The organism is Pseudomonas sp. CG7, assembly GCF_023701885.1.
GTDB lineage: Bacteria > Pseudomonadota > Gammaproteobacteria > Pseudomonadales > Pseudomonadaceae > Aquipseudomonas > Aquipseudomonas zanjanensis.
This window is the reverse complement of sequence record NZ_JABAEE010000003.1, coordinates 157,495-179,356: the sequence shown is the minus strand read 5'-3', so window position 1 is coordinate 179,356 and position 21,862 is coordinate 157,495. Positions and strand designations below refer to the sequence as shown.

20 protein-coding genes and 2 pseudogenes are annotated in these 21,862 nt (G+C 52.1%); 12 read left to right on the top strand and 10 right to left on the bottom strand.

Going from position 1 to position 21,862, the window contains the following annotated elements; genetic code table 11:
* The first annotated feature begins 194 nt into the window (after positions 1-194).
* Positions 195-2,198: a S9 family peptidase gene (locus HGO40_RS02760; RefSeq protein ID WP_250961791.1), complete on the top strand. Its 2,004-nt coding sequence runs from the start codon at positions 195-197 to the stop codon at positions 2,196-2,198.
* Between the two features lie 428 nt (positions 2,199-2,626).
* Here HGO40_RS02760 and HGO40_RS02755 read toward each other — a convergent pair.
* Positions 2,627-2,926: pseudogene (locus HGO40_RS02755) on the bottom strand (COG4315 family predicted lipoprotein); the annotation flags it as partial.
* 26 nt (positions 2,927-2,952) lie between these two features.
* Between HGO40_RS02755 and HGO40_RS02750 the strand changes: the two are divergent.
* From HGO40_RS02750 to HGO40_RS02730, 5 genes and pseudogenes are all read left to right on the top strand, one after another.
* Positions 2,953-3,243 carry a hypothetical protein gene (locus HGO40_RS02750; protein WP_250961790.1) on the top strand — a complete coding sequence of 97 codons (291 nt, stop codon included), beginning with the start codon at positions 2,953-2,955 and terminating at the stop codon, positions 3,241-3,243.
* A 68-nt stretch (positions 3,244-3,311) separates the two neighbouring features.
* Positions 3,312-3,812 (top strand): major capsid protein, encoded by a 501-nt coding sequence (locus HGO40_RS02745; protein WP_250961789.1) that lies wholly within the window; start codon positions 3,312-3,314, stop codon positions 3,810-3,812.
* A 21-nt stretch (positions 3,813-3,833) separates the two neighbouring features.
* Positions 3,834-4,052: pseudogene (locus HGO40_RS02740) on the top strand (DUF1320 domain-containing protein); the annotation flags it as partial.
* A gap of 303 nt (positions 4,053-4,355) precedes the next feature.
* Positions 4,356-4,862: a DMT family transporter gene (locus HGO40_RS02735; protein WP_250961815.1), complete on the top strand. Its 507-nt coding sequence runs from the start codon at positions 4,356-4,358 to the stop codon at positions 4,860-4,862.
* Positions 4,863-4,946: 84 nt separating this feature from the next.
* Positions 4,947-5,669, top strand: a complete 723-nt coding sequence (locus HGO40_RS02730) for a hypothetical protein (RefSeq protein WP_250961787.1) — start codon at positions 4,947-4,949, stop codon at positions 5,667-5,669.
* Between the two features lie 537 nt (positions 5,670-6,206).
* Here the strand turns inward: HGO40_RS02730 and HGO40_RS02725 are convergent.
* Positions 6,207-7,109 (bottom strand): LysR family transcriptional regulator, encoded by a 903-nt coding sequence (locus HGO40_RS02725; protein ID WP_250961786.1) that lies wholly within the window; start codon positions 7,107-7,109, stop codon positions 6,207-6,209.
* 94 nt (positions 7,110-7,203) lie between these two features.
* Here HGO40_RS02725 and HGO40_RS02720 point away from each other — a divergent pair, with 94 nt between their 5' ends.
* Positions 7,204-7,758 (top strand): DMT family transporter, encoded by a 555-nt coding sequence (locus tag HGO40_RS02720; RefSeq protein WP_250961785.1) that lies wholly within the window; start codon positions 7,204-7,206, stop codon positions 7,756-7,758.
* A gap of 68 nt (positions 7,759-7,826) precedes the next feature.
* Here the strand turns inward: HGO40_RS02720 and HGO40_RS02715 are convergent, their stop codons facing one another.
* From HGO40_RS02715 to cuyA, 4 genes are all read right to left on the bottom strand, one after another.
* Positions 7,827-9,110, bottom strand: coding sequence for a dicarboxylate/amino acid:cation symporter (locus tag HGO40_RS02715; RefSeq protein ID WP_250961784.1), 1,284 nt, complete (start codon positions 9,108-9,110; stop codon positions 7,827-7,829).
* Between the two features lie 148 nt (positions 9,111-9,258).
* Positions 9,259-9,957 (bottom strand): cysteate racemase, encoded by a 699-nt coding sequence (gene cuyB, locus HGO40_RS02710; protein WP_250961783.1) that lies wholly within the window; start codon positions 9,955-9,957, stop codon positions 9,259-9,261.
* Between the two features lie 29 nt (positions 9,958-9,986).
* Entirely contained in the window at positions 9,987-11,024 is a 1,038-nt protein-coding gene (locus tag HGO40_RS02705) for a YeiH family protein (protein ID WP_250961782.1), read from the bottom strand.
* 157 nt (positions 11,025-11,181) lie between these two features.
* A complete protein-coding gene (gene cuyA, locus HGO40_RS02700; RefSeq protein ID WP_250961781.1) occupies positions 11,182-12,192 on the bottom strand; it encodes a D-cysteate sulfo-lyase in 1,011 nt (336 codons plus the stop codon).
* Here cuyA and HGO40_RS02695 point away from each other — a divergent pair.
* Positions 12,191-13,210, top strand: coding sequence for a LysR family transcriptional regulator (locus tag HGO40_RS02695; protein ID WP_250961780.1), 1,020 nt, complete (start codon positions 12,191-12,193; stop codon positions 13,208-13,210). The genes cuyA and HGO40_RS02695 overlap by 2 nt on opposite strands.
* A gap of 54 nt (positions 13,211-13,264) precedes the next feature.
* Here HGO40_RS02695 and HGO40_RS02690 read toward each other — a convergent pair whose 3' ends face one another.
* Positions 13,265-14,200: a FadR/GntR family transcriptional regulator gene (locus HGO40_RS02690; RefSeq protein WP_250961779.1), complete on the bottom strand. Its 936-nt coding sequence runs from the start codon at positions 14,198-14,200 to the stop codon at positions 13,265-13,267.
* A 248-nt stretch (positions 14,201-14,448) separates the two neighbouring features.
* On the opposite strand from HGO40_RS02690, the gene HGO40_RS02685 reads away from it, so the two are divergent.
* Positions 14,449-15,507, top strand: coding sequence for a hypothetical protein (locus tag HGO40_RS02685; RefSeq protein ID WP_250961778.1), 1,059 nt, complete (start codon positions 14,449-14,451; stop codon positions 15,505-15,507).
* Positions 15,508-15,632: 125 nt separating this feature from the next.
* Here the strand turns inward: HGO40_RS02685 and HGO40_RS02680 are convergent, their stop codons facing one another.
* Genes HGO40_RS02680 through HGO40_RS02670 form a run of 3 tightly spaced genes read right to left on the bottom strand, consistent with a single transcriptional unit; the run spans position 15,633 to position 18,263 of the window.
* Positions 15,633-16,394, bottom strand: coding sequence for an enoyl-CoA hydratase/isomerase family protein (locus HGO40_RS02680; protein ID WP_250961777.1), 762 nt, complete (start codon positions 16,392-16,394; stop codon positions 15,633-15,635).
* Complete coding sequence (locus tag HGO40_RS02675) at positions 16,391-17,992, bottom strand: GMC family oxidoreductase (RefSeq protein ID WP_250961776.1); 1,602 nt, start codon at positions 17,990-17,992, stop codon at positions 16,391-16,393. The genes HGO40_RS02680 and HGO40_RS02675 overlap by 4 nt, the downstream gene beginning before the upstream one ends.
* A 13-nt stretch (positions 17,993-18,005) precedes the next feature.
* Positions 18,006-18,263 carry a hypothetical protein gene (locus HGO40_RS02670; RefSeq protein ID WP_250961775.1) on the bottom strand — a complete coding sequence of 86 codons (258 nt, stop codon included), beginning with the start codon at positions 18,261-18,263 and terminating at the stop codon, positions 18,006-18,008.
* A gap of 409 nt (positions 18,264-18,672) precedes the next feature.
* Here HGO40_RS02670 and HGO40_RS02665 point away from each other — a divergent pair, with 409 nt between their 5' ends.
* From HGO40_RS02665 to HGO40_RS02655, 3 genes are all read left to right on the top strand, one after another.
* On the top strand, positions 18,673-19,929 hold the full coding sequence (locus tag HGO40_RS02665) for an NAD(P)/FAD-dependent oxidoreductase (RefSeq protein ID WP_250961774.1): 1,257 nt from the start codon (positions 18,673-18,675) through the stop codon (positions 19,927-19,929).
* Positions 19,930-19,955: 26 nt separating this feature from the next.
* Entirely contained in the window at positions 19,956-20,276 is a 321-nt protein-coding gene (locus HGO40_RS02660) for a 2Fe-2S iron-sulfur cluster-binding protein (protein WP_250961773.1), read from the top strand.
* Positions 20,277-20,511: 235 nt separating this feature from the next.
* Positions 20,512-21,462 carry an SDR family NAD(P)-dependent oxidoreductase gene (locus tag HGO40_RS02655; protein WP_250961772.1) on the top strand — a complete coding sequence of 317 codons (951 nt, stop codon included), beginning with the start codon at positions 20,512-20,514 and terminating at the stop codon, positions 21,460-21,462.
* Positions 21,463-21,862: the final 400 nt, after the last annotated feature.

Here is a 21,862-nt window from a genome sequence, read left to right as displayed (position 1 = left end):
ACCTATCAGAACCACGCATATTGAAATGACTGTGTCATCGCCAGGTGAGCAAAATCTAGTGATCTGCTTCTCATCTGGCGTATTTCAATACTGGTCGGCTAACGTTGCATTTTGATCATCGGTAGAGAGCCCAGCAGATCGTGAGTCCATTAATATCCACCTTGACCAGCATGGTCATATGCATAGCAGGATTGATGTCGAATTTAACTGCGCAGGCCTTCTCGGAAGCTCCAACAAAACGGTCCTTTGGCACGGAAGACATCGCTCGAGTCAAGGCTTTGGATCAGTTGGCTATTTCTCCTGATGGCACCAAGCTGGTGTTCCATATCACCGAACCCAGCCCCACTCCTGGACTTCAAGAGGGCGCTCTATGGATATTGGATCTAGAGTTGCGCCATGCATCCCTCCTCTTTTCCGAACAACACGACGACAGTAGGCCCAGATGGTCTCCAGATGGGTCAAAATTGGCGTTTTTGCGCTCCGACGAAGGAGTGACGCAGCTGCATATTCTGCCCACCAAAAAAGGTCAGGTGTGTTCACTCACTGAGCTGATCAATGGCGTAGGTGATTACCAATGGGCTCCTGATGGCAATAGCATCGCATTCACCTCTGCTGTTCCAAGCAACAAGATCACTCCTCCCGCTGGTGTAAGAATATTTACGCGTGCCGACTATCGAGCCAATGGCGGTAACGATGACTTTGCAGTGGCTCAGATCTGGGTAGTCGATGTAACTGCCAATTGCGTGCCTACCCCTGCGCGCCAGCTTACTCACCAAGCTACTAATACGACATTGGCGTTTTGGTCGAGCGATGGTAACGCCGTGTTTTTCACCACCGACGACACAGTTGAGGCTTATTACGGAGGGGGAAAGTCGACTTTACGCAGTGTTGTCCTCAGCAGTGGAGAACAAGGAATGACGCGCGCCTTAAAAATACCGGGAACGGGCGAAGACTTGGCGTCAGCTCCCGAGCTCATCCCAAGCCCGGACGGTTCCAAAGTAGCTTTTACTCTACGCAATCCAGAAGCCCCACCAGAGTTTGCTCAGGACGACATTTTCGTAATGGATCTCGCCTCCGGCGTCACGGTCAATGTCACTGCTGACTATGACCGGGAGATGGGCGCGTCTGGTTTGATGTGGAAAAACGACCATCGCCTGATCACCATAAATAATGATTTTGGTAACGCGAACCTTGTAGAAGTGGACATTGCTAACCACCAAATTTACCCGCTATGGCTGGGGGATCGAGTGGTCGAGAGCTTTCACTTCTCACGGGCAGCCAATCGCCTTATCGCTGTAGCGTCGGATTTCATCACTCCGCCTGAGCTATACCTTGTTGGTGAGGGAGGCGGGATTCAGCTGGGCGCAACCAACCAGCACATCCGCGATGAACGAAGCCTTACAAAGCCAGAGGCAATCACCTACCAACGGGCAGGTGGCGGGACAATCCATGGCTACCTGCATAAGCCACCAGTGGTTGACCCTCATCAGAAATACCCGCTGATCGTATGGGCCCACGGTGGCCCTTACAGCTGGTGGAACAGCGCCTTCGATGGAGACATCCAGGCAATGGCTGCAGCCGGCTATTTCGTTATGTACATCAATCCTCGAGGAAGTGCTTCATATGGCCAAGCGTTTGCCAGCGCGCTGGCGGATAAGTGGCCTGGGCCTGAATATGAGGACACGATGTCGGGAGTGGACTATCTGCTGTCCCGCCCCGAGATTGATGCCGGTAGGCTTGGTATCGCTGGTGGCTCCGCTGGCGGCATACTCACGGACTGGGCTATAACGCACACAGATCGATTCGCAGCTGCCGTGTCCATTAGCAGTATTGCCGACAATTCACTTTACTGGTTTCTCGGCGACCAACCCGACATGGCGGCCCCCAATATACATCCTTGGCTGGATATGAAAGACCGGGAGCTTTCTCCGATCACTCATGGACTGAACGTAAAGACACCGACGCTTTTCATGGCGGGGACCAGGGATCGACGAACACCTCCCGCGACTGGGAGCGAATTGATGTTCATGTTGTTAAAGCATCTGCGGGTGCCAACGGCCCTGATCGAGTTTGAGGGAGCAGGTCACGTTATCAGAGGTGGGGATGATGCTCGGCATCGTGGACTGAGCATTCACTACCTACTGCGTTGGATGGATCACCACCTCAAAGGTCAGTCAGCGCCAGAGTTTCAGATGTAGGGCAAGTGAATCCAGACACTTCCACAGATGGCTGCTTCAAGCGCTGCCGCCCGATTGAGTGACTGCAGTAGCTGGCGTTGAGTGCGCCTGCGGTCTAGAGCCGTACGGTGCAGTCCACCAGGACCTTAGTCGGCTCGCCACGATTGGCGTAAACCAGGTGCCACACGCGATCAGTTTTCAGTTTTTGGAAGACGCTCCTCATCACCGCCCTATCCCAATCCCCTGAGAACACATGCGGTCTCGTAAGAGGCCGGGGGAGCACACCTTCCGAGCCCGACCAACGCAGGCGATTATGTCCGCGTTTTTTGGTTAATTTGGAGAGCGGTCAGGAGTGGCTAGTGACCGGATGATTACGATTCAACTTAAATCGCACCAAACACTCCGGCCGAGGTTTTACAGACGCGGCCGGAGTGTAGAAACGCCGGTGCTTAAGGCTTGGCTACATGCCATACATCCTTAAAGCCGTCACCTGTGGTATCGCCCGGCTTGGTGTCCTTGCTCCATGTGTAGAGCGGCATGCCTTTGTAGGCCCATTGACGGCTTCCGTCATCACGGACGATGACACTGTACTTACCGTCATCCTTCGAGTCTGCACTCACAGCTAACGGTGGCCACGCCTTAGCGCAGTCTCCGTTGCACGCGGACTTACCGGCACTGTCTCGACTAAAGGTGTACAGCGTCATACCGTTTGCATCGGCAAGCACTTTGCCCTTGTTCGTGTCAGCAATGGTGGTAGCAAGGTGCGTACAGAACCATGTTCAACCAAGAGATGGATGTTCAACATCACCCTTTGAGGAGCTGGGCGCAGGCCACTATCTCTCGTGAAAGTAGTGCGATAGAAACAACAAAAGAGAATCTCAGTACCTGCATCCAGGGTGTGTTGCACACGCATCATCGTCAGAACCAAGACGACTACGCAGAAGAACTCGTCGTTCTTGAAGATCAGATACTGGCAGCATCGAACACCCAGGAAATCGCTGATCTCATCCTGGATGCTCGCCCTCTCCTGGACGAAGTGTTCTTGAAGCCTACCGACACTCTTTAAACTCGATTAAAAGTCCTGGGGCATTCATTACCCAGGCTGTGCGCATTACTTCCATGCGGCGCACAGTCATGAAACCACTGCACATCTTCAAGCCCGGTTCGCACACCGCGATGAGCGGCGTCAGCTTTGACTTTAGCGAGTCCGATCTAGCTGCCACCGTGGCGGCGTATGACCCAAGCCTTCACCAAGCCCCGATGGTCATCGGCCACCCAAAGCATGACGCCCCGGCCGCTGGCTGGGTCAAGTCCCTGACGGCTACCGCTCAAGGTTTGATCGCCGAACCGCAGCAGGTCGCCCCGGCATTCGCTGAGCAGGTCGCCAAGGGCACCGTCAGCAGCCAGCGTTTCATTCCGGCCGATATCGCCCAGGTGTTCCTAGTGGCCCATGGCGTGCTCCGTATGTTCAACGCCCCGGCCAACTACAACGAAACCGTCCGCACCTTGGGCCAGCCGTTCTACAGCAAGGCTGAAGAACGCAAACTGGGCAAAAGCTGGGATTTAGAAGCCCAGGCCAACCCACTCGCCATGTGCTTATTCCCTGAAGCCCTTGTCGAGTTGAAGGCGGGCTGACCTACGCGCTACTGCACCCGCGCCGACATCGGCAACGCCGTACCAGAGATGACGCTGATTCAGCCCTCCAACGATGATCCGGCTGCCGCGCTCCCCAATGAAAGCGTCATTGAGGATGGCGCACGTCAAGCGGAAGAGTTGGTGGATGGCCACCTTCGGGGCCGCTACAACCTGCCGCTCGATCCGGTGCCGACGGTACTGCGGGATGCAGTGGTCTACTTGGCGCGGCAATGGCTGTAGGTGACTTCTCCTCACGGTTACGCTGTCTCTACTCAGTCATCAACTCCTCATGCTTCGGACTAGGATCTCGCTTTCGTCTGTTCCTGCATTTGCGCAACATCTCACGCCCCCCTCCGAGTCCTTCTCCGAGAGCCCCCACTGACTATCAGGCGGCTAGGCTTCACGCCTGCTCGGCAGCGTGCTTCAGTCATGCTGTCATCCACGAGGCGAATATTTAACGTGCACAAGTTCGATTTCCATAAGAGCGGCCAATACATCACCATTTGCTCATCGAAACAAACCACCCACGAGGAGAGCTTAAACATGTTCAGTAAGGCAGCGGTTCTCGCACTCATTCCGGTCGGCATGGCATTTCTCGCAGGCGTAGCTCTCCCATTCCAAGCTGCTAGCAACGCAGGAGTAGGCCGCGCACTTGGCCATCCACTCTGGGGGGCGCTGACATCGCTCGTAGTGAGCTCCGTAGTCGTCGTGGCAGCTCTACTGCTGCTCCGCGTGCCTGCTCCCGACATGAGCAAAGCCGTACAAGGCCCATGGTGGCTATGGATTGGTGGTGTGCTGGGCGCTCTGTATGTCGGCGGCGCTGCCGCCCTTACCCCAAAGCTTGGGGCTGGTGGATTTCTAGTTTTAGTGGTGGCAGGTCAAATAATCGCTTCAGTTTTGGTGGATCACTTCGGCCTGATGGGGCTAGCCGCCAAGCCAATAAACCTGGCGAAGTTGGCGGGGGTGGTTCTGATTCTTGGTGGCGTTTTTCTTGTGCAAAGTGGTGGTTCTGTTACTCCCACCAGTAGCGCAACTCACCTAGCCGAATAATTTGTTCTTTTGCTTACAACCACAGGATGCGGGCGTTAGCTCAATCCTCATCAACCTCCCGTAACGTAGTAAGGAGAAACAAAGATGAACTTCGTAAAACTTCAGTTCAGCGATGGCCGTCCAAACGTGGAAGGTATCGAAAACGTCAATGCCGTCCTGCGTAGCGTCGGTGTACGTGCCAGCACAATCGCAATTCCCGATGAGGCCAAGCCAATCCTCAAGGCGTCGCTGACTCGTGCGACTACCGAAGAGGAACAGAATGAGCTCCTTTCGATTTTCGCAATGAATCGTGCGGATTTGCTGGAGCAAATTGAGCTCGCAGGCCGCACTCCAGAAGTACATCGTGGTGGTTACTTGGGTACTCGGGAGGGTGACACTGCTCCGTATCCAAAAATCTACGACATGAAGACCCTCACGTCCGACATGCGCAACTGGGCACTCAATCGTTATGGCCGCCTGCATGTGAACACATCTGACAATGGTGCGGGTATTGACGAGGTGATGACCGTTGTATCTGGAGGCGCGTTTACCTGGATGTACGTGCTCCCCGATGGTGTGCTCGCTCGCCTGACGGTGAATGAGATCAACCCAGAGGGGCCAGCCGTGCGCCTGAGCTATCCTGGCATCACAATGCACGCGGGTTACATGGAGCCGTTGGAGGGCATCATCGTCGCCTATGCTCACGGCCCGGAGAGCTTCACTATCCGCTTCGAAGAGGCGAGCGTCGCGCACTCGGGTCTGCTCAACACGAATGCTTGGGTTGATTTCTCCGGTGAAACACCGCAGCTTTTCGACAAAGTGAAATGATCTCGTAATTTGATCGTTTCACCCTGCAGCGGCTTGAGCATCCACTCACTGGAAGAGCTCAAGCCGTTTGCGTTAACAGTCGCATTTCGGTGCGCTCAAAAGGGGAGCTTTGATGAAGCAGGCCGACCTCAAGCAGATAGATCCAATCATTCCTCACGTAAACAATCTCGAGCACTGCCTCCATTTCTACACCTAGTCGTTTGGCTGCTGCGAAAAAGGCCTTAACATAGATTCGCGCATGGTTTGCCTGACTCTGGGCGCTCAAAGCATCCTACTTATCGACTTCCATGGGGCGCTAGGACGTCGGATGGGGCCTACCACAAAAGAGCAAAGTTGCAACATCAGAGGCTTCTCTCTGAACGTAAAACCCTCTGATATGCCTGGTCTGATCACTCGATTAAGCAGCTTATGGTCGCCCGCTGATAACCCTACCCTAAGATACGCGAGCGAGACTGGAGGGTGGTCAGTTTGCTGTTTTGATCCAGATGAAAACCAGATCGACCTGGTCGGAAATAACGATCAGATCTAGCAACCCAATCAGGGTTGGCTAGCCGTGAGCATAGCTTGGCGCAGCCAGCAGTGAGCGGGGTCACTGTCTTTTCTCGTGTGCCATGCCTGTTGATACGAGAAGCTAGGAATGGAAATCGGGGGATCAAACTGACGTAAGGTTTTGAGCTGCTTTAATGACGCTGCTGCGCGTTTTGCTACGGTAAGAATCAGATCAGTCCCAGGCAGTACTTCAACGGCTGCGCTCCAATGTGGAAGCGCTAATGCGATGCGTCGCTCCAGTCCCTGTGAGCTCAAAGCACGCTCAATCTCATCCGTCGCATCAGGGCGCATCGCGACCATGACATGTGGCCGCGATAGCCAGTCGTCCAAAGACAGAATACCTTTTGGGGGCAGTGAGCCTTTATCGGCGATGCTCACGAATCCCTCGTGAAAAAGCTCCTGTGTGGCGATCTCAACGGGTAGTACAGGAAATATCCCAAGCGCCAAATCGAGCTCACCATCCAGTAACTGGCCGACCATTGTTTCTCGACTCGCCTGGCTAATTGCAATGTCGACACCGGGAGCTTGCTTGCGAATGTACGTCATTAGCGAGGGCAAAATGATCCGCGACGCGTAATCAGATAGTGAAAGTCTGAATCGCCGCTTTGCAATAGATGGATCAAAGTCTGCTGCACTGAGTAACCCGTTGAGGCTGTTCAGAGCGTCCTGCAGGGGCTTGACCAGCGACTGCGCTCGTGCCGTTAAATTCATCTGGCCATCGCGCCGAACCAAAAGCGGGTCGTTGAAGTGGGCTCGAAGCTGTGCAAGGGCATGGCTCACCGCCGGCTGGCTTCTGTGAAGCCGAACAGAAGCCCGCGTGACGTGCTTTTCGATCAGCAGCGCATGTAGCGCCAGCAGCAAGTTCAGGTCAATACGGCGAAGTTCATCCATCAGGCGAATAACTCATGTGCACGCAAACGATTTTCATAAGCTTAGCATATGAGCGAGCATTGACGAGTACATAAAAGCGTTAACGGAGACGACGATGTTCAGTAAAACAGCACTGTTAGCATTTGTACCATTGGTGATGGCGTTGATGGCAGGAGCGCTAATTCCTGTCCAGGCAGCAAGCGGCGGTACCCTTGGCCGAGTTCTTGGAAACCCATTGTGGGGGGCCGCTGCAGCACTATTCATAGGTTTTTTTGCACTGTTGATAGTGGCGTTCGCTTTTCGCTTACGTCTGCCATCTCTCTCAAACGCCCTCCAAGGCCCTTGGTGGATGTGGATCGGAGGGATCACCGGCGCAATTTATGTCGCAACCTCACTGGCGCTTCTGCCAAAAATTGGCGCTGCAAGTTTCATCGTTTGTGTCATCGCGGGGCAGATGATTGCCGCGATGCTTCTCGATCATTTCGGATTGCTGGGGTTGACCGCTAAGCCCATCAACCTGGGACGTGCTATCGGCGTCGGGATAATGTTCGTTGGTTTGGTGGTTGCACAGTGCAGCAGTACAAATCTCTCTGCACCCGATAAAAGCGTTCACACAGTGATATCAGTAGCAGATGACTTGCATCCACCACTGGATCAGCACACTGGATGACACACCCCTCATCGACTCAGAATAGCCCTGCAATTTTTGGTTAGCATTGAGGGCTAGTGCGGAGATTTTTAGGTGACTTCTCTGGCCGGAGCATGAAGTACCAAGTTATCCTGTTGGGGCATATTTTCTTCCTCTTTATCCTCGGTTTTGGCAATGACGGCTGTCGCTACACAGTTACCCACTACGTTTGTAGCCGTTCGCCCCATGTCCAGGAACTGGTCAATGGCGATGATTAATAGCAGCCCTGCTTCTGGAAGATTGAACATGGGTAACGCTGCCGCCACCACGACAACCGAAGCCCGGGCAACACCTGCCACGCCTTTACTAGTCAACATTAAAGTCAGTAGTATCAAAAACTGCTGAGTGAAGCTCAAATCAATATTATAGGCTTGTGCGATAAACATAATCGCAAACGCCTGATACATCATCGCGCCATCAAGGTTGAAGGTATAACCCAATGGAAGAACAAAGCTGATGACTCGTTTAGAGGCCCCAAACTTCTCCAGTGCTTCGATGGTTTTAGGATAGGCAGATTCACTGCTGGCTGTCGAAAATGCCAGCAACACAGGTTCTCTGACTAGCTTGCCCAGGGTAAAGACTGACTTTCCTAAAAAGAAATAGCCCACACTGAAAATAATCAACCAAAGTATGGCAATGCCGATATAGAACTGCCCTATCAATCGCCCATAGTCGGCTAGAAGGCTAAGTCCTTGGGTAGTAATGACGCTTGCAATTGCACTGAAAACTCCAATAGGTGCAAATAGCATCACATAATCGGTTATTTTAAACATCACCTTTACAAGCTCTTCCAGCGAGTTCGAAATTGAACTAAATCCTGCCTTTTTTATATGCGAAAGCGCAAATCCAAAAAAGATCGAAAACACCACAATTTGTAAAATTTCATTGTTGCTCATGGCTTCAATTATACTGCGAGGAAATACATGACCTACCAAGCCTTTAAGGCTAAATCCGGCCGTTTCAACAACGGCTACGGAAGTGCCCGGAATGGCGAGATTCATACCTGCGCCTGGTTGAAAAACATTGACCAGAAGCATGCCCAGCGTTAACGATATTACTGACGCGCTAAAAAACCAAATCATCGATCGTAAACCGATACGACCTATTGATTTCGAACTCCCAATACTGGTTATTCCGCACACCAACGTCGCGAACACCAATGGCGCGATGATCATTTTTATCATTCGCAAGAATATATCGGTCACTAAATTTAAGTAGCCCGCTATTTGAGCCGCTGCCACTTTATCAGCGGAAAACTCATTAAGAAGCCAACCAACCAATATACCAAGACCAATAGCCAACATGATTCGGCGTGGGAGATTTTTATTTTTCATATTCCCTCGATAGCAATTTTGTTATTTTAGACGCCAATGTGGCCGATAGCGCTTTGCTATCTGCCACGCCTTAACGAGTCGTACAGACAGATGCTGATAAGCTGGTAGAAAAAACAATGCTGTGGTTGCGCTCCTTAAAATCTATCGATCAGGTTTTTGCTACGGACACAATTTTCGTCGCTAGCAAGTAAGACGCGTCATATAGACTTACATTACTTTTCAAATCGGCAGCGACGACAGAGATCTCGGTACATGCAATAACAATGCAATCAGCACCTTGTGCTTCGTAAAAAGAAATGGCATCCATTAGCGGCTTTAACACCAGCGAAGTTTTAACCCCCGCTTTGATTTGACGAATGGAATCCATAATTTTCTTTTGTTCAGCAGGCGCAGGTGCTAAGACCTCAACAGCGTGCCTTACTAGAATTTTTTCATATAACTTTAATTGGATGACAGCGGTAGAAGCCAACACTCCAACTTTCTGAGCTGAAGTGTGCTTTTCCAATATATGCTCAACCGTAACCTCAAGCATATTGAGCACCGGAATATCAATAGCTCCTGCTACCTCGGCATGGTAATAGTGTGCTGTATTGCACGGGATCACCAAAAAATCCGCACCGAAAGCCTCTAAGCTCTTTGCCATATTGATCATTGTCGCTGCCGGACTATCACCCGTTTTCTCGACAAGTGCTTTTATTCTGGATGGAATCTGTGGATTACAATCAACCAGCATCCTTATATGGTCAGAATCGTCTTTTGCGGGCGTCAGGGATATAACTTTCCCCATCAGATCGACCGTCGCCTCCGGCCCCATACCACCGATAACGCCCACTATTTTATTACTCATTTTAAGCTCCACGCTCTCGAGTTGCAGAATTAACGAGCCATCAGAATCCACGTGGCGACAAATACAGCCAGACACACGGTTTGAAGAACGACATGAACCATGGGTCGCCATCCTACTGACATTAGCTCCTTCAGCGAGGCTTTCATGCCCAATGCAACCATCGCGACAATAAGGCACCAGCGCGAGATTTCACCCATCCATTTCACACCAGGCGCTGGAATATAGCCCAGGCTGTTAAATAGCATGATGCAGATAAACGCAACGAGAAACCCTGGAAGAAGCGTAAGCTTGGCAGCTTGGCCTTTAGAACGATTATTCTGGCGTGCGACGACGAGTGATATGATTGCAACTACCGGCACTAACATGGCGACTCGCAGCAGTTTTGTGAACGTCGCGATATCGCCAGTGTCACTTGAGATCATGTAGCCAGCCCCGACCACTTGTGCCACGTCGTGAATCGTCGCTCCTAAAAATATTCCACTTTCAGTGGCATTAAGTTTCAGCACGGAGGCAATCATAGGATAAGCCACCATTGCAATGGTACTCAGCGCCGTTACTGAAATTACGGTAAAAACCAGTTCTTTTTCTGAATGCTCCCTGGCAGGCAGAACGGTTGATACTGCCAGGGCTGCTGAAGCTCCACATATGCCAACAGCTGATCCAGAAAGAATACTCTGCGTCGTATCAAGCTTCAGCAGTCGACCAGAAATGTATCCAGATGCGATTGTCAAAGGAACAACACTCATAGCGATCATGACAGGCATTAAGCCAAGGCTAGACAGCTGATCCATCGTGATTTTTGCACCCAGTAATGCAATGCCAAGTCGCAGAAGCGTTTTGCCAGTAAATTGAATACCAGGTACGCAACGTCCTTCTGACGAGAGGTAATTTAACGCCATCCCGAATATAAGCGCATATAAAATAGTGGGACCATTGTAGTGTTCCGACACGAACACAGCAGACGTGGCAACCATGACACAAAGGAATAACCCGGGCAGCACCTGCTTGACAGTATCAACCAGACTAAACACATAAGATTTCGAAGACGATATTGATATAAAGGCCATGCACCACTCCAACCGTCGAAGGCACTCAATTGGTTTAGCAACGCTCACCGAGTAGAGTTTGGCTTAGCCCTGACGCAACGCGTTGACCTTCACCTACCCACTTATTTATTCGGCAGCAAAGAAAGATGCGTTAACCGCATCCTTCTCGACGGGGTATTTAGCGATATTTAGGAAAATCAAAAGCGTTGCGGTATCCAAAAAGAGCTTGGCTGCCACCGGTGTGCACGAAGACAATGTTTTCAGCCTTGTCAAACTCACCCTTGATGATTAAATCAATCATCCCGGCTGCGCCCTTCGCTGAATAGACAGGGTCCAACAAAATAGACTCGCAGCGTGCAAACAACTCGATTGCCTCGATGCCATCTGGTGTCGGTATGCCGTACCCACTGCCCACGTAATTACAATTAGCGACTACATGTTCGCGCTTGACGACACCCGCAATGCCAAGGTATTCAGCCGTTTGTTCTGCAAGTTTGAAAACGTTCGCTTCTTGTGCCTCGCGGGCAGCGCGTACACCAATACCCAGTACCGGGATCAAGCTATTGCTACCAACGAATCCTGTGACCAAGCCCGCCTGCGTGCCCGTGCTGCCGGTAGCGTGAACAACGTGGTCAATCTTGAGCCCCATGTCTTTTGCTTGGCCTAAGAGCTCCAAAGCTGCGTTGACATACCCCAGCGCGCCGACTACGTTCGAACCGCCACCAGGGATAATGTAGGGCTTTTTACCCTCACCTCGAAGTTTCTCAGCCAGGTCAGCCATGGCCTTATTCATGTCAGTATCAGCTTGATATTTACTCAGCGACGCACCAAACAGCTGATCGAGCATTACATTACCGTTGTAGTTGTATTCGACGTCGTCACTGCCGGTACGATCCTCCAGCAAAATATGACATTGCATGCCCATCTTAGCGGCGATGGCTGCAGTTTGGCGCGCATGGTTGGACTGTGTAGCCCCTTGGGTAATGATCGTATCAGCACCTTTATGTACTGCATCTCCCATTAAGAATTCCAATTTTCGAGTTTTATTCCCACCGCCAGCAAGGCCTGTGCAATCATCACGCTTGATCCAAATTTTCGGGCCTCCGAGGTGTTTACTCAGATTTTCCATGGGCTCAAGGGGTGTCGACAAATGAGCGAAACGAATTCGAGGAAAGCGGGACAGATGCATGACCGTATACCTTGTTGTGTGGAGAATTGTGTTGAAGATAGGCTATTCTGAAAATGCTGGCCAATGCTGTTCTGGCTGGTCTCGGTTAGTTTTTTGCATGGCCCTCACCGTTCACTATTTAGGTGCAAAAAAGATGGATATTAAGTGGTTAGAGGACTTCATAGCGCTATCGGAGCATGGAAGCTTCACAAAAGCAGCTGAATCACGTTTTGTAACGCAACCTGCATTTAGTCGTCGTGTAAGATCGCTGGAAAACTGGCTTGGGGGCTGCCTGGTAGATAGGAACGCCTTTCCGACAAAGTTGACTGAGCTTGGGGTAGAAATGCTTGTTCCAATGCGCGAGATTCTAAATAACCTTTACGAAATCCGCGCGCGCTTTCAAGTCGATAGCAATCAAGAACATGCGCTTGTAATGTCCACACAACATTCATTGAGTGTATCGTTCATCCCTCAATGGTATGAAACACTCATGCTCGCCACCGGAGAAAAGACTTTAAAAGTCAATGCCAGTGACTTGCACGACTGCATGGAGTCTTTTCTGGCAGAACGAAGCGATTTGCTTCTTTGCTATTCCGCACTCAACCTACTACACGAGCTCGACAGGAAAGATGTTATCGGTATACAAGTTGGCGTTGAACAATTGATCCCGGTGTGTGCCGACAGCACTATTTACGGTGATCATATTGAGGACATACAGGAGATCAACTTAATAGGATTTACTGCTGAAGCCTTTTTCGGGCGAGTTATCCAACAAGAATGCCTCTCCAAAATAATGAACCTTGTTAAGTTCAATTTGATTTATGAAACTGCCCTCACAGAGAGCATTAAAGCAATGGTCGTCAAAGGCGCGGGGATGGCGTGGCTTCCATCAAGACTTGTGAAGAGAGAGCTAGACAATAAAGAATTAAAACATATCAAGCACTTCCCCAGTGTCGACTTGAAAATCATGCTTTACCGACATTTTGAACCCCGCAAGTCCGAAATTCTTCAGCTTTGGAAAAAGCTGGGGGCGGACTGATAACTGATGTTTTCACTCCGTCTCTGCAAGCTCCACTTGATCACTAGGAAACTACTAAGCGAGCCAGTTTTTTATACCGCCAATGTAGTGCGCCATGAGTGCAATTGCCTTTTCTTTATCTCGGGCGATTAGCGCTTCGGCGATGCTGGCATGCAATTGCTTCACTCTTTCCACAATTGCGTTTCGGTCTTGAAACGAGCGCGAATGGAACGTCGAGTGCTCGTCAGCCAATTGCAACACCACACCAGTGAACAAGCGTAAGGCTATGTCACCATTTAACTCGCCAAGCAAAAAATGAAACCGCAGCAGTTCGTCGGTCCCGGCATGACCATCCAACGTCACTTCGATTGCGATCTGTTCACGCAGACGTTGCTCGCCCGCTAAATCCAGGCACTCAATCACGTTATCAAGAGTTGCCAATTCTAAAGTTTTGCGCGTTGCATAAATCTCACCAGGGCCAATTTTAGCGTATTCCAGGTAGACCTTGATCGCTCGGGTGGTTGCCTGAAAATCAGGACGCGCGACAATAAGTCCGCCCCCTGCCCCCCTCTGCACTCTCGCAATTGAGTCATGCGCAAGTAGCCTAATTGCCTGTCGCAATACTGCACGACTGACCTTATACGTCTTCATCAATTCTGCTTCCGATCCCAACGGCATACCCACCGGCCAGCCGAGTTTGGCTATACGCTGAATAATCGTGCTGACCAATATTTCGGCATGGCCTTGCCTGAGTTTCGGGGCATCACCCTTCTCCATGGGCTGCTGACTCAGTCCAGGCGTCAGCCTTTCGATCATCGACGAACAGCGTCTCGTAGGATTGTGGAGGTCGACGGCTTCGCGATGCTGGCTACGCCGATGGGCAGCGAACTCATTGAAAAGATCCACATCGCCCACAGGCACGAGCAAAGAAAGCGTCGTCATCCCTTCAGTTTTTTTCCTAGCTCGGTAATTGGCAACTCGTTCAGCAGCTGTTTTGGGCAAAATGTCCACCAAATACGTTACATGTAACGATAAAAAATATTATTCACATAGCAGGTGATCTTTGATTTTAAAACCAATACAAATCAATGCACAAGCGATACACATACTGACGATTAAACAAATCTCACGGTGGCGAACAACTGCAGCTGCGAAAAGTATTTGCAACAAAAAAGAGGTCTCTATAATTTATTTGACTGACCCTTGCGGCCAAGGAAACCCAACCTCTTCCAACAACAAAGACAAGGAAAAACATAAACATGGGAACTATCACTCGACCACGCCGTGGCGACTTTGGGTGGCAGCCGCTTGCCAGCGCTTTCGAACCCACCCTCGAAGACATGATGTCGGATCGCTCTTATTTCGGCATGCCTCCCGAAGCGCTCTACCTTTGGGGTACTTTTCGTGACGAGGACGGCGAAATTTACACCGCCATGCGCCGGATACCTGCGGGATTGCCTGGCGCCGCCAAAGATTCACGTCGACGGTTTTATCTATTGACCACCTCCGGTCATGATGACGGCATGCACATGCACCCAGCCGGTCGTGACTCGGTACCCAATGACAACTGCCGGTGCACCCTCGAAAACAACCATGTTCATTGGCGCAGCGATCCCGAACTGGCAGGCAATCCTTTTCATGTCACATGGAGCCCAGAGGATTGTAGCTGGCAAGAAGAAGGTGTCATGGATATCCGCGGCACACTGGTGAACCCCGGTATGCATTGGTACTTACCCGGCGCCGATGCAGGCATGTACTACGTCGCCAATATTTTCGAAATGGAAGGGGTCATTCTGGGCAAGAAGGTCCGTGGCATGATCGGCTTCGACCCCATTTACATGTACGAAGGTGGGGAGATTTACAAGAGCAAGGACGCGTTGGTCCAGGAAAAGCTTGAGCTGGTCTGGTACACTTGGGCCACTCGCTACAAGGACGGTAGCATTGATGCCGGACACTTTACGCTGGGTAATGACCAGTTCGGCTTCGCCATCCTCACCAACGAAAAGGGGGAAGTACGCTTCACCTACGACGTAACGGGAGAAGTTGATTTCGGTTCCAATGGCTACTGGCAGGAGGGTATCCGCTATAGTGCCTTCGGCGAAGACTGGGAGTTTGTGCCAGACCCTAAAGGCCGTCTGGTGGGCTTAGGGACGTTGAAGAACCCACAGGTGGATGGCCGCTGGCGTCGCGTCGGCGACACTCGAGAGCCGGACGTCTGGTTCGCGTGGGGCGAGACGGCACCCGATCATGGTAGCCGGCCGATCAATCGTTTCCCTGACCTGGGTGATCGCATCAGCGTCGATTTCAAGAAGTACTGACACATACAGCAATCATGGTCATGTCGGCCGTGGTTGCTGTTTACGTTCCCCCTCTGTGTAAGGGTCATTCGGCCTGGACGCGCGAATCCAAAGCATGAGCCAACACACCATCGCTGTTGAGGCCGTCAATGCGTGATAGCGATCGTAGCAAGCCCTTCCATCGCCAGGCCGTAGCCCAACTCATCCAGGAGCCGACGTTTGATCGGCTGGGTAAACGCAACGCGGGTATAGCGCAAGGTATTCATAGGTTTACTGGCCATCTGTTCGGCCAACTCCCAAGCCCGGGCCAACAGTTTGTCAGCCGGCAAAACCTCGGCTACAACCCCGAGTGCCAGAGCTTCAGTCGCGCTCAAGCGCTGGCCAGTCAAGAGAAAGTAACGCCCTCGATTGGGGCCCAGCAGCATGGGCCACACCACTTGCACGCCATCGCCGGGCACGACTCCGCACACAAAGTGCGCCAAGTCGGCAAGTTCAGCAGTGTCGCTGGCCAATACAATGTCCGACAGCAGCGGAATTTCAGCGTGTATGTAAGCCGGCCCATTGATAGCCCCAATCACCGGAACCTCGATATCCAGCAGGTTCATCAGCAAATCCTTGCCTTCACGCTGCAAGCGGTGCCAGCCCTGGGACATTGGCTCACTCGGCATCTCGGCCATATTCATCGCCGCGCAAAACGCGTCTCCCGTGCCGGTGATGATCAGTACGCGAACATCGGGGTCACGGGAAATTTCCTTGAAGCAATCTCCCAACTGCGTGTGAACGCTGCCATCAAGCGCGCCCCACGTCAGAGCGCGTCCATCACTATGTACTGCCAACTGCACAATGCCCCCCCTGCATTCCAGGCGAATATTCTGGAAGCGCCGTGCATAGTCCTCAAATCGGCTCATCGTGCATCCTCGATGATCAGATCTGCCGCACGCCACGCCATTGCCATCATTGGACCATTGGTATTACCTGAAACCATTGTCGGAATCACCGACAAGTCCATGACACGCAACCCCTGAACTCCCCGGACCCGCAGCCGTGGATCCAGGACCGACGCTTCACCCGAGCCCATGGCGCAGGTTGAACAAGCGTGGAACCCGGACTGGCCCCGACGTCGGAACTCAGCGACAATCTCCTCGTCTGTCTGCACCTTTGGACCCGGGTGCGTTTCTTCCAATACCATGTGACTCATCGACGTGCTGTTGACGACTTTGCGCATGAAGCGGAACGCTGCTACGGATACTTCGCAATCATAAGGATCAGTCAGGTAGTTGGTGACAATTTGTGCCGGCTGAGCTGGATCCGACGAGGTGATTTGTACGCTTCCGAGACTGCGAGGACGAAGTGCGTAGGTAAATAACTGCATGCCAGGGAACGGATCAAACCCATAAGTGGGCGAAGAAAAGTCCAGCGAGTACGGCGCCATCATTAACTGCGCGTCTGGACGATCCAATCCTGGACGGCTTTTGAAGAAGCCGCCAATCTGATACGATCCCAACGCCATCAGACCGGTTTTAGTGAGAAAGTAACGCAAAGCATTTTTGATCAAGCGGATACCGCTAAACTCGCGGTTTTGGCTGTCGCGCCAATGGCGAAGGCGCACCTGAAGGAAGTACAGCAAGTGTTCACGCATGTTACGCCCGACATTTGGATTGTGCGCAACTACGGGAACGCCCAACCCTGTCAAATGCGCTGTGTCTCCTACTCCCGAGAGTTGCAACAGGCGTGGCGTTTCCAGTGCCCCAGCACTGAGGATAACCTCTCGGCGTGCGGTGTAAGACACCAGAGTTCCATTGCGTAGACACTCGACGCCGACAGCTCGCGTGCCGTCGAACAACACTCGTCGCGCCTGCGTATCAGTGACGATAGTAAGGTTGCTGCGCCGACGAACCGGGCTGAGAAAAGCCTTCGCAGCACTCTGCCGGACTCCGCCACTGATCGTGTACGTCAGATAGGCCACACCTTCGTGGTCAAGACCGTTGATATCGTCCTTAAACTTTAGACCGAGCCCCTTGCAGGCGTTGACCACCGCATCGCCCAGAGCATTGCGGTCGCCATAGATGGACACTTTCAACGGGCCTTTGCCACCACGCAACTCGCTCTCGCCCAGCGCATGGTTCTCGATACTGCGAAATGCCTTCGCCATGCTGCTCCAGCCCCAGCCGGTGGCGCCGTTGGCTTCCCAGTCATCGTAGTCCTGTGGGTGACCGCGCATATAAACCATGCCATTGCTGGCACTTGAACCGCCGAGCATTTTACCCCGCACCCAAATTTCAGTACTACGTCCGGCATGTTGATCAGTCGTCACCGGGAGAAACCAGGTGTACTTGGGATCTGACATGAGTTTCCCGAATCCTTTGGGCATATGGATTAGCGGATTGCGGTCCTCCGGTCCAGCCTCGATCAAAAGAACGCTGTTTTGAGGCTGCTCGGAGAGCCGGTTGGCCAATACGCAGCCAGCCGAGCCTGCACCGACGATGATGTAGTCGAATTCTTTCATTGGGTTTAACTCTTCAAAGGTCCGTCATGGCTACGTTGACCATGGCATGGTTAGAGCGATGCGTGAATGCCGTCAGCCATATTGGTATGAGGCAAAAGGGCTTTGTGAAAAATCCAAAAAGACCTGGCGTATTCAGCGTTGAGAGGCTTTGGGAACGCGTTTCAGAGATTTTGGTGTAGAGGCCAAAGCGATCGTTAGCCATCAACGCACCTTCCGGGAAAGGGTGGAAGAGAGGGTGGTCGAACGCTTCAAAAATCAACTGTTCACCCATTATTATTGTCTCCGGATTGCATCAGGTACCGGTGTGCACTCACGACAACAACGCTAGAATTCGATACTCGAACCTTCATCGGGTGTTCCTCGCCAGCACGTGCAAACATCATTCACATATACGAATTACGTTCACTATAATCACAGATATCTGTGCCCGCAAGCAGCGAGTAGAAGAATTATTTGCGCTTGAGCCGCGTATCGTTTCCAACTCGGAATAGATGCTGAAAGGTTGGAAAACAAGACCGAAGTCTTGATCCTCCAACGCCTGCGCCGGCACGTCGAACTGCACCAAAGGCGTTTGACAGTCACCTACAGTAGCATTCAGTATACGCAACAGCGTTCATAAAATAGTATAACAATAGCCGCGTCTGCAGTGCGCCAGGCAGTCGCCACAGGTCAGGTGAACAATGACTGAAGAAATCTATCGTACAGCCGTGATCATCGGCGCCGGTCATGCAGCCGGAGAATTGGCCACCAGTCTGCGCGACAATGGTTGGAACGGGCGGATAATTTTGATCGGTGAAGAGCCACACTTGCCCTATCACCGCCCTCCTCTTTCCAAGACCTACCTGTCCGGATCAGCGACTGCGGAAAGCCTGTTGATCAAACCCCCAGCCACTTACCAAAAAGCCAACGTCGAAATTATCAGTGACATGCGTGTGCTGCGTATTGATCGACAAACCAAAAAAGTCGAATTAGCCAACGGCGAACTGATTCGATACGACAAACTTGTACTGACCACCGGCGGCCGCCCACGCCCTTTACAGGTTCCTCAATCGGTGCTTGCCGCGCAATCGGGTAACTTTCACTATTTGCGGACGATGGCTGATGTCGATGCCATGCGGCGTCAATTTGAGCCGAACATGAGACTGGTCATCGTGGGGGGTGGTTACATTGGTCTGGAGGTCGCAGCCGTAGCAATCAAAGCACACCTCAAAGTGACTGTGCTGGAAGCTTTTCCCAGAGTATTGGCGCGGGTCACCGCTCCAGAACTCTCAGCCTATTACGAACGCAAACATCGTGAAGCCGGCGTCGAAATTCGGACGGGTGTACAGGTCAGTGGTCTGGAAATGGATGGTTCCGGCGATGCAGTGTCGGCTGTACTGTGTGCCGATGGCACCCGGGTACCAGCGGATTTAGTGGTGGTAGGGATTGGCCTGATTCCCAACACCGAACTAGCGGAAGAAGCTGAACTGGCGGTCGACAATGGAATCCTGGTCAACGATCACGCGCAAACCAGCGATCCGGATATTTACGCGGCAGGTGATTGCACGAACCATCCCAATGCTTCGCTGGGTCGACGCTTGCGCCTGGAATCCGTGCCAAACGCATTGGAGCAGGCGCGGACCGCGGCGGCAGCGATCTGCGGCAAGCACAAACCCTATAACGTCGTTCCCTGGTTTTGGTCCGATCAATATGACCTGAAGTTGAAAATGGTTGGATTGTCGCAAGGATACGATCAACTGGTGATACGCGGCTCAATGGACAGTGATTCGTTTAGTGCCTTCTACCTGCAGGACGGGCTTGTGCTGGCCGCTGATACGATCAATAGACCTCCAGAATTCATGCTTGCCAAACGCATCATTGCCGAACAGATCCGCTTGGCACCTGAGCAACTGGCCGCCGCCAGCGTGCCACTGAAAAGCCTGTTACCGACTTCTTGATCCCACTTGGCGAGAGAACTATAAAGATGCCAACACTTACGTTTATTCAGCACGACGGCAGCGAACAAACCGTGCAAGCCGAAGTCGGCCAATCGGTCATGCAAGTTGCCATAAACAACCAGATATCTGGAATTCTCGGTGACTGTGGCGGAAGTTGCAGCTGCGCAACGTGCCATGGGTATGTCGAGCCTGACTGGGCCGAGCACATGCCCGCTGCTGCCTCTTACGAAGTTGACATGCTTAGTTGCGCCATGAATGTCGATGACCGAAGCCGGCTCACGTGCCAAATCAACATGACCCCTGAACTGGACGGACTGATCATTCGTCTGCCGGCGTCTCAGACCTGAATGCTCGACACTTGCCACCCACCATGAACGCCGGGACTACGGGCCAGTTGCGCTTCATAGCCGTCCACTTTCTACGACGCTGGGTGGGTCAGGGGCCAATACCGGCATCAACACGCCACGCCGAGCGCGAAACGAGTGTTCTCCCCAAGCTCAGACATCACCATAGACATATATACGAACATCGTTCAATAATAAGCCTGCAACTCCAATAACAACCACTGTAGAGGGTCGGTTTATGAGCAAGGTCGATTTCGAAGGGCGCGTCGCTATTGTCACAGGTTCTGGAGGCGGCCTTGGCCGGACTTACGCTTTGGAGCTCGCCGCGCGCGGCGCATCGCTGGTTATCAACGACTTGGGTGGCAGCTTTGACGGTAAAGGTGGCTCCCACAGAATGGCCGATCAAGTGGTTGAAGAAATCCGCTCAGCCGGTGGCAAGGCAGTGGCCAACTACGACTCCGTTGCCACCCGTGCGGGCGGCGAGGCCATTGTCCAGGCTGCACTGGATGCCTTTGGAAAAGTCGATATCGTCATCAATAACGCTGGTCATTTGCGCAATGCCTTGTTTGAAGACCTGAATGACGAAGATCTCGACTCGATTATCGACGTTCACCTCAAGGGCGCAATTTACGTTACGCAGCCAGCGTATAAAATCATGAAAAAACAGGGCTACGGCAGAGTGGTTTTTGCCTCGTCGGCCGCTGGCGTTTTTGGTAATGCCCAGCAAACCGCCTATGGCACCGCGAAGGCTGGGTTGATTGGTTTGATGAACATACTTTCGCTTGAGGGCAAAGAGCATGGGGTGCTGTGCAACGCATTGTTACCAACCGCCAATAGTCGGATGGGAGCCGCCATGGACCCCAAACAACTCGAAGCGTTTGGGGCCCAGTACGCTGCCTTCGGCGAACAGTTGGGTCATGCTTATGAGCCGACGTTCGTCACGCCGTTGGTCGTTTACCTTGCCAGCGAAAACTGCCAAAGCACTCACGCGATTTACTCTGCTTCGGTAGGCCGTTACGCTCGTGCCTTCATTGGCGTAGCCGATGGTTGGATCGGACCGCGCCTTGAACCTGCCAGCGTCGAAGAAGTAGCGGCCAACTTCGAGCAAATTGCCGACACACGCAGCTTTAACATTCCTGGCTCTTTATCAGACGAGTTCGACATCATCCATCGTACCTTCCACAAATAGCCCTCTTCTTCAACCGCGCCTCTGCTGCGGGGCGCCCGCCTCTGATCACACGTTCGACCAAACAAATGCTTCAGCACTCATCTTCTGGAAAAAATCGACCTCGCACACTCCTGGCAGTATTGACTGAACCGTCGGCCCCCAAGCCTATCCGTCATATCGACAACCTCGTTGGTCGACGCCCGTTTTGGCACTCAAACCCTCAATTCTGGAGCGCGCATTAGCAAAATCCAACTGAGCTCTGTTCAGTTATGCGTTCAGAAAAACCAAAAAAAACCTTCCAGATTGAACAAATCGCACTATATGGAGGTGTGAGAAATCGAATAAACTACCCACAAATCCCCATATTACTTAGCCGATTCAGTTTTTGAAGGCTGATAAACGGCATTTGATATGATGCACG

What these genes read in the sequence shown, in the direction of transcription:
- HGO40_RS02760 (WP_250961791.1), top strand. Translation starts at nt 195, where the DNA reads ATGTCGAATTTAACTGCGCAGGCCTTCTCGGAAGCTCCAACAAAACGG.
- HGO40_RS02750 (WP_250961790.1), top strand. Translation starts at nt 2,953, where the DNA reads ATGTTCAACCAAGAGATGGATGTTCAACATCACCCTTTGAGGAGCTGG.
- HGO40_RS02745 (WP_250961789.1), top strand. Translation starts at nt 3,312, where the DNA reads ATGAAACCACTGCACATCTTCAAGCCCGGTTCGCACACCGCGATGAGC.
- HGO40_RS02735 (WP_250961815.1), top strand. Translation starts at nt 4,356, where the DNA reads ATGTTCAGTAAGGCAGCGGTTCTCGCACTCATTCCGGTCGGCATGGCA.
- HGO40_RS02730 (WP_250961787.1), top strand. Translation starts at nt 4,947, where the DNA reads ATGAACTTCGTAAAACTTCAGTTCAGCGATGGCCGTCCAAACGTGGAA.
- HGO40_RS02725 (WP_250961786.1), bottom strand. Translation starts at nt 7,109, where the DNA reads ATGGATGAACTTCGCCGTATTGACCTGAACTTGCTGCTGGCGCTACAT.
- HGO40_RS02720 (WP_250961785.1), top strand. Translation starts at nt 7,204, where the DNA reads ATGTTCAGTAAAACAGCACTGTTAGCATTTGTACCATTGGTGATGGCG.
- HGO40_RS02715 (WP_250961784.1), bottom strand. Translation starts at nt 9,110, where the DNA reads ATGAAAAATAAAAATCTCCCACGCCGAATCATGTTGGCTATTGGTCTT.
- cuyB (WP_250961783.1), bottom strand. Translation starts at nt 9,957, where the DNA reads ATGAGTAATAAAATAGTGGGCGTTATCGGTGGTATGGGGCCGGAGGCG.
- HGO40_RS02705 (WP_250961782.1), bottom strand. Translation starts at nt 11,024, where the DNA reads ATGGCCTTTATATCAATATCGTCTTCGAAATCTTATGTGTTTAGTCTG.
- HGO40_RS02695 (WP_250961780.1), top strand. Translation starts at nt 12,191, where the DNA reads ATGACCGTATACCTTGTTGTGTGGAGAATTGTGTTGAAGATAGGCTAT.
- cuyA (WP_250961781.1), bottom strand. Translation starts at nt 12,192, where the DNA reads ATGCATCTGTCCCGCTTTCCTCGAATTCGTTTCGCTCATTTGTCGACA.
- HGO40_RS02685 (WP_250961778.1), top strand. Translation starts at nt 14,449, where the DNA reads ATGGGAACTATCACTCGACCACGCCGTGGCGACTTTGGGTGGCAGCCG.
- HGO40_RS02680 (WP_250961777.1), bottom strand. Translation starts at nt 16,394, where the DNA reads ATGAGCCGATTTGAGGACTATGCACGGCGCTTCCAGAATATTCGCCTG.
- HGO40_RS02675 (WP_250961776.1), bottom strand. Translation starts at nt 17,992, where the DNA reads ATGAAAGAATTCGACTACATCATCGTCGGTGCAGGCTCGGCTGGCTGC.
- HGO40_RS02670 (WP_250961775.1), bottom strand. Translation starts at nt 18,263, where the DNA reads ATGGGTGAACAGTTGATTTTTGAAGCGTTCGACCACCCTCTCTTCCAC.
- HGO40_RS02665 (WP_250961774.1), top strand. Translation starts at nt 18,673, where the DNA reads ATGACTGAAGAAATCTATCGTACAGCCGTGATCATCGGCGCCGGTCAT.
- HGO40_RS02660 (WP_250961773.1), top strand. Translation starts at nt 19,956, where the DNA reads ATGCCAACACTTACGTTTATTCAGCACGACGGCAGCGAACAAACCGTG.
- HGO40_RS02655 (WP_250961772.1), top strand. Translation starts at nt 20,512, where the DNA reads ATGAGCAAGGTCGATTTCGAAGGGCGCGTCGCTATTGTCACAGGTTCT.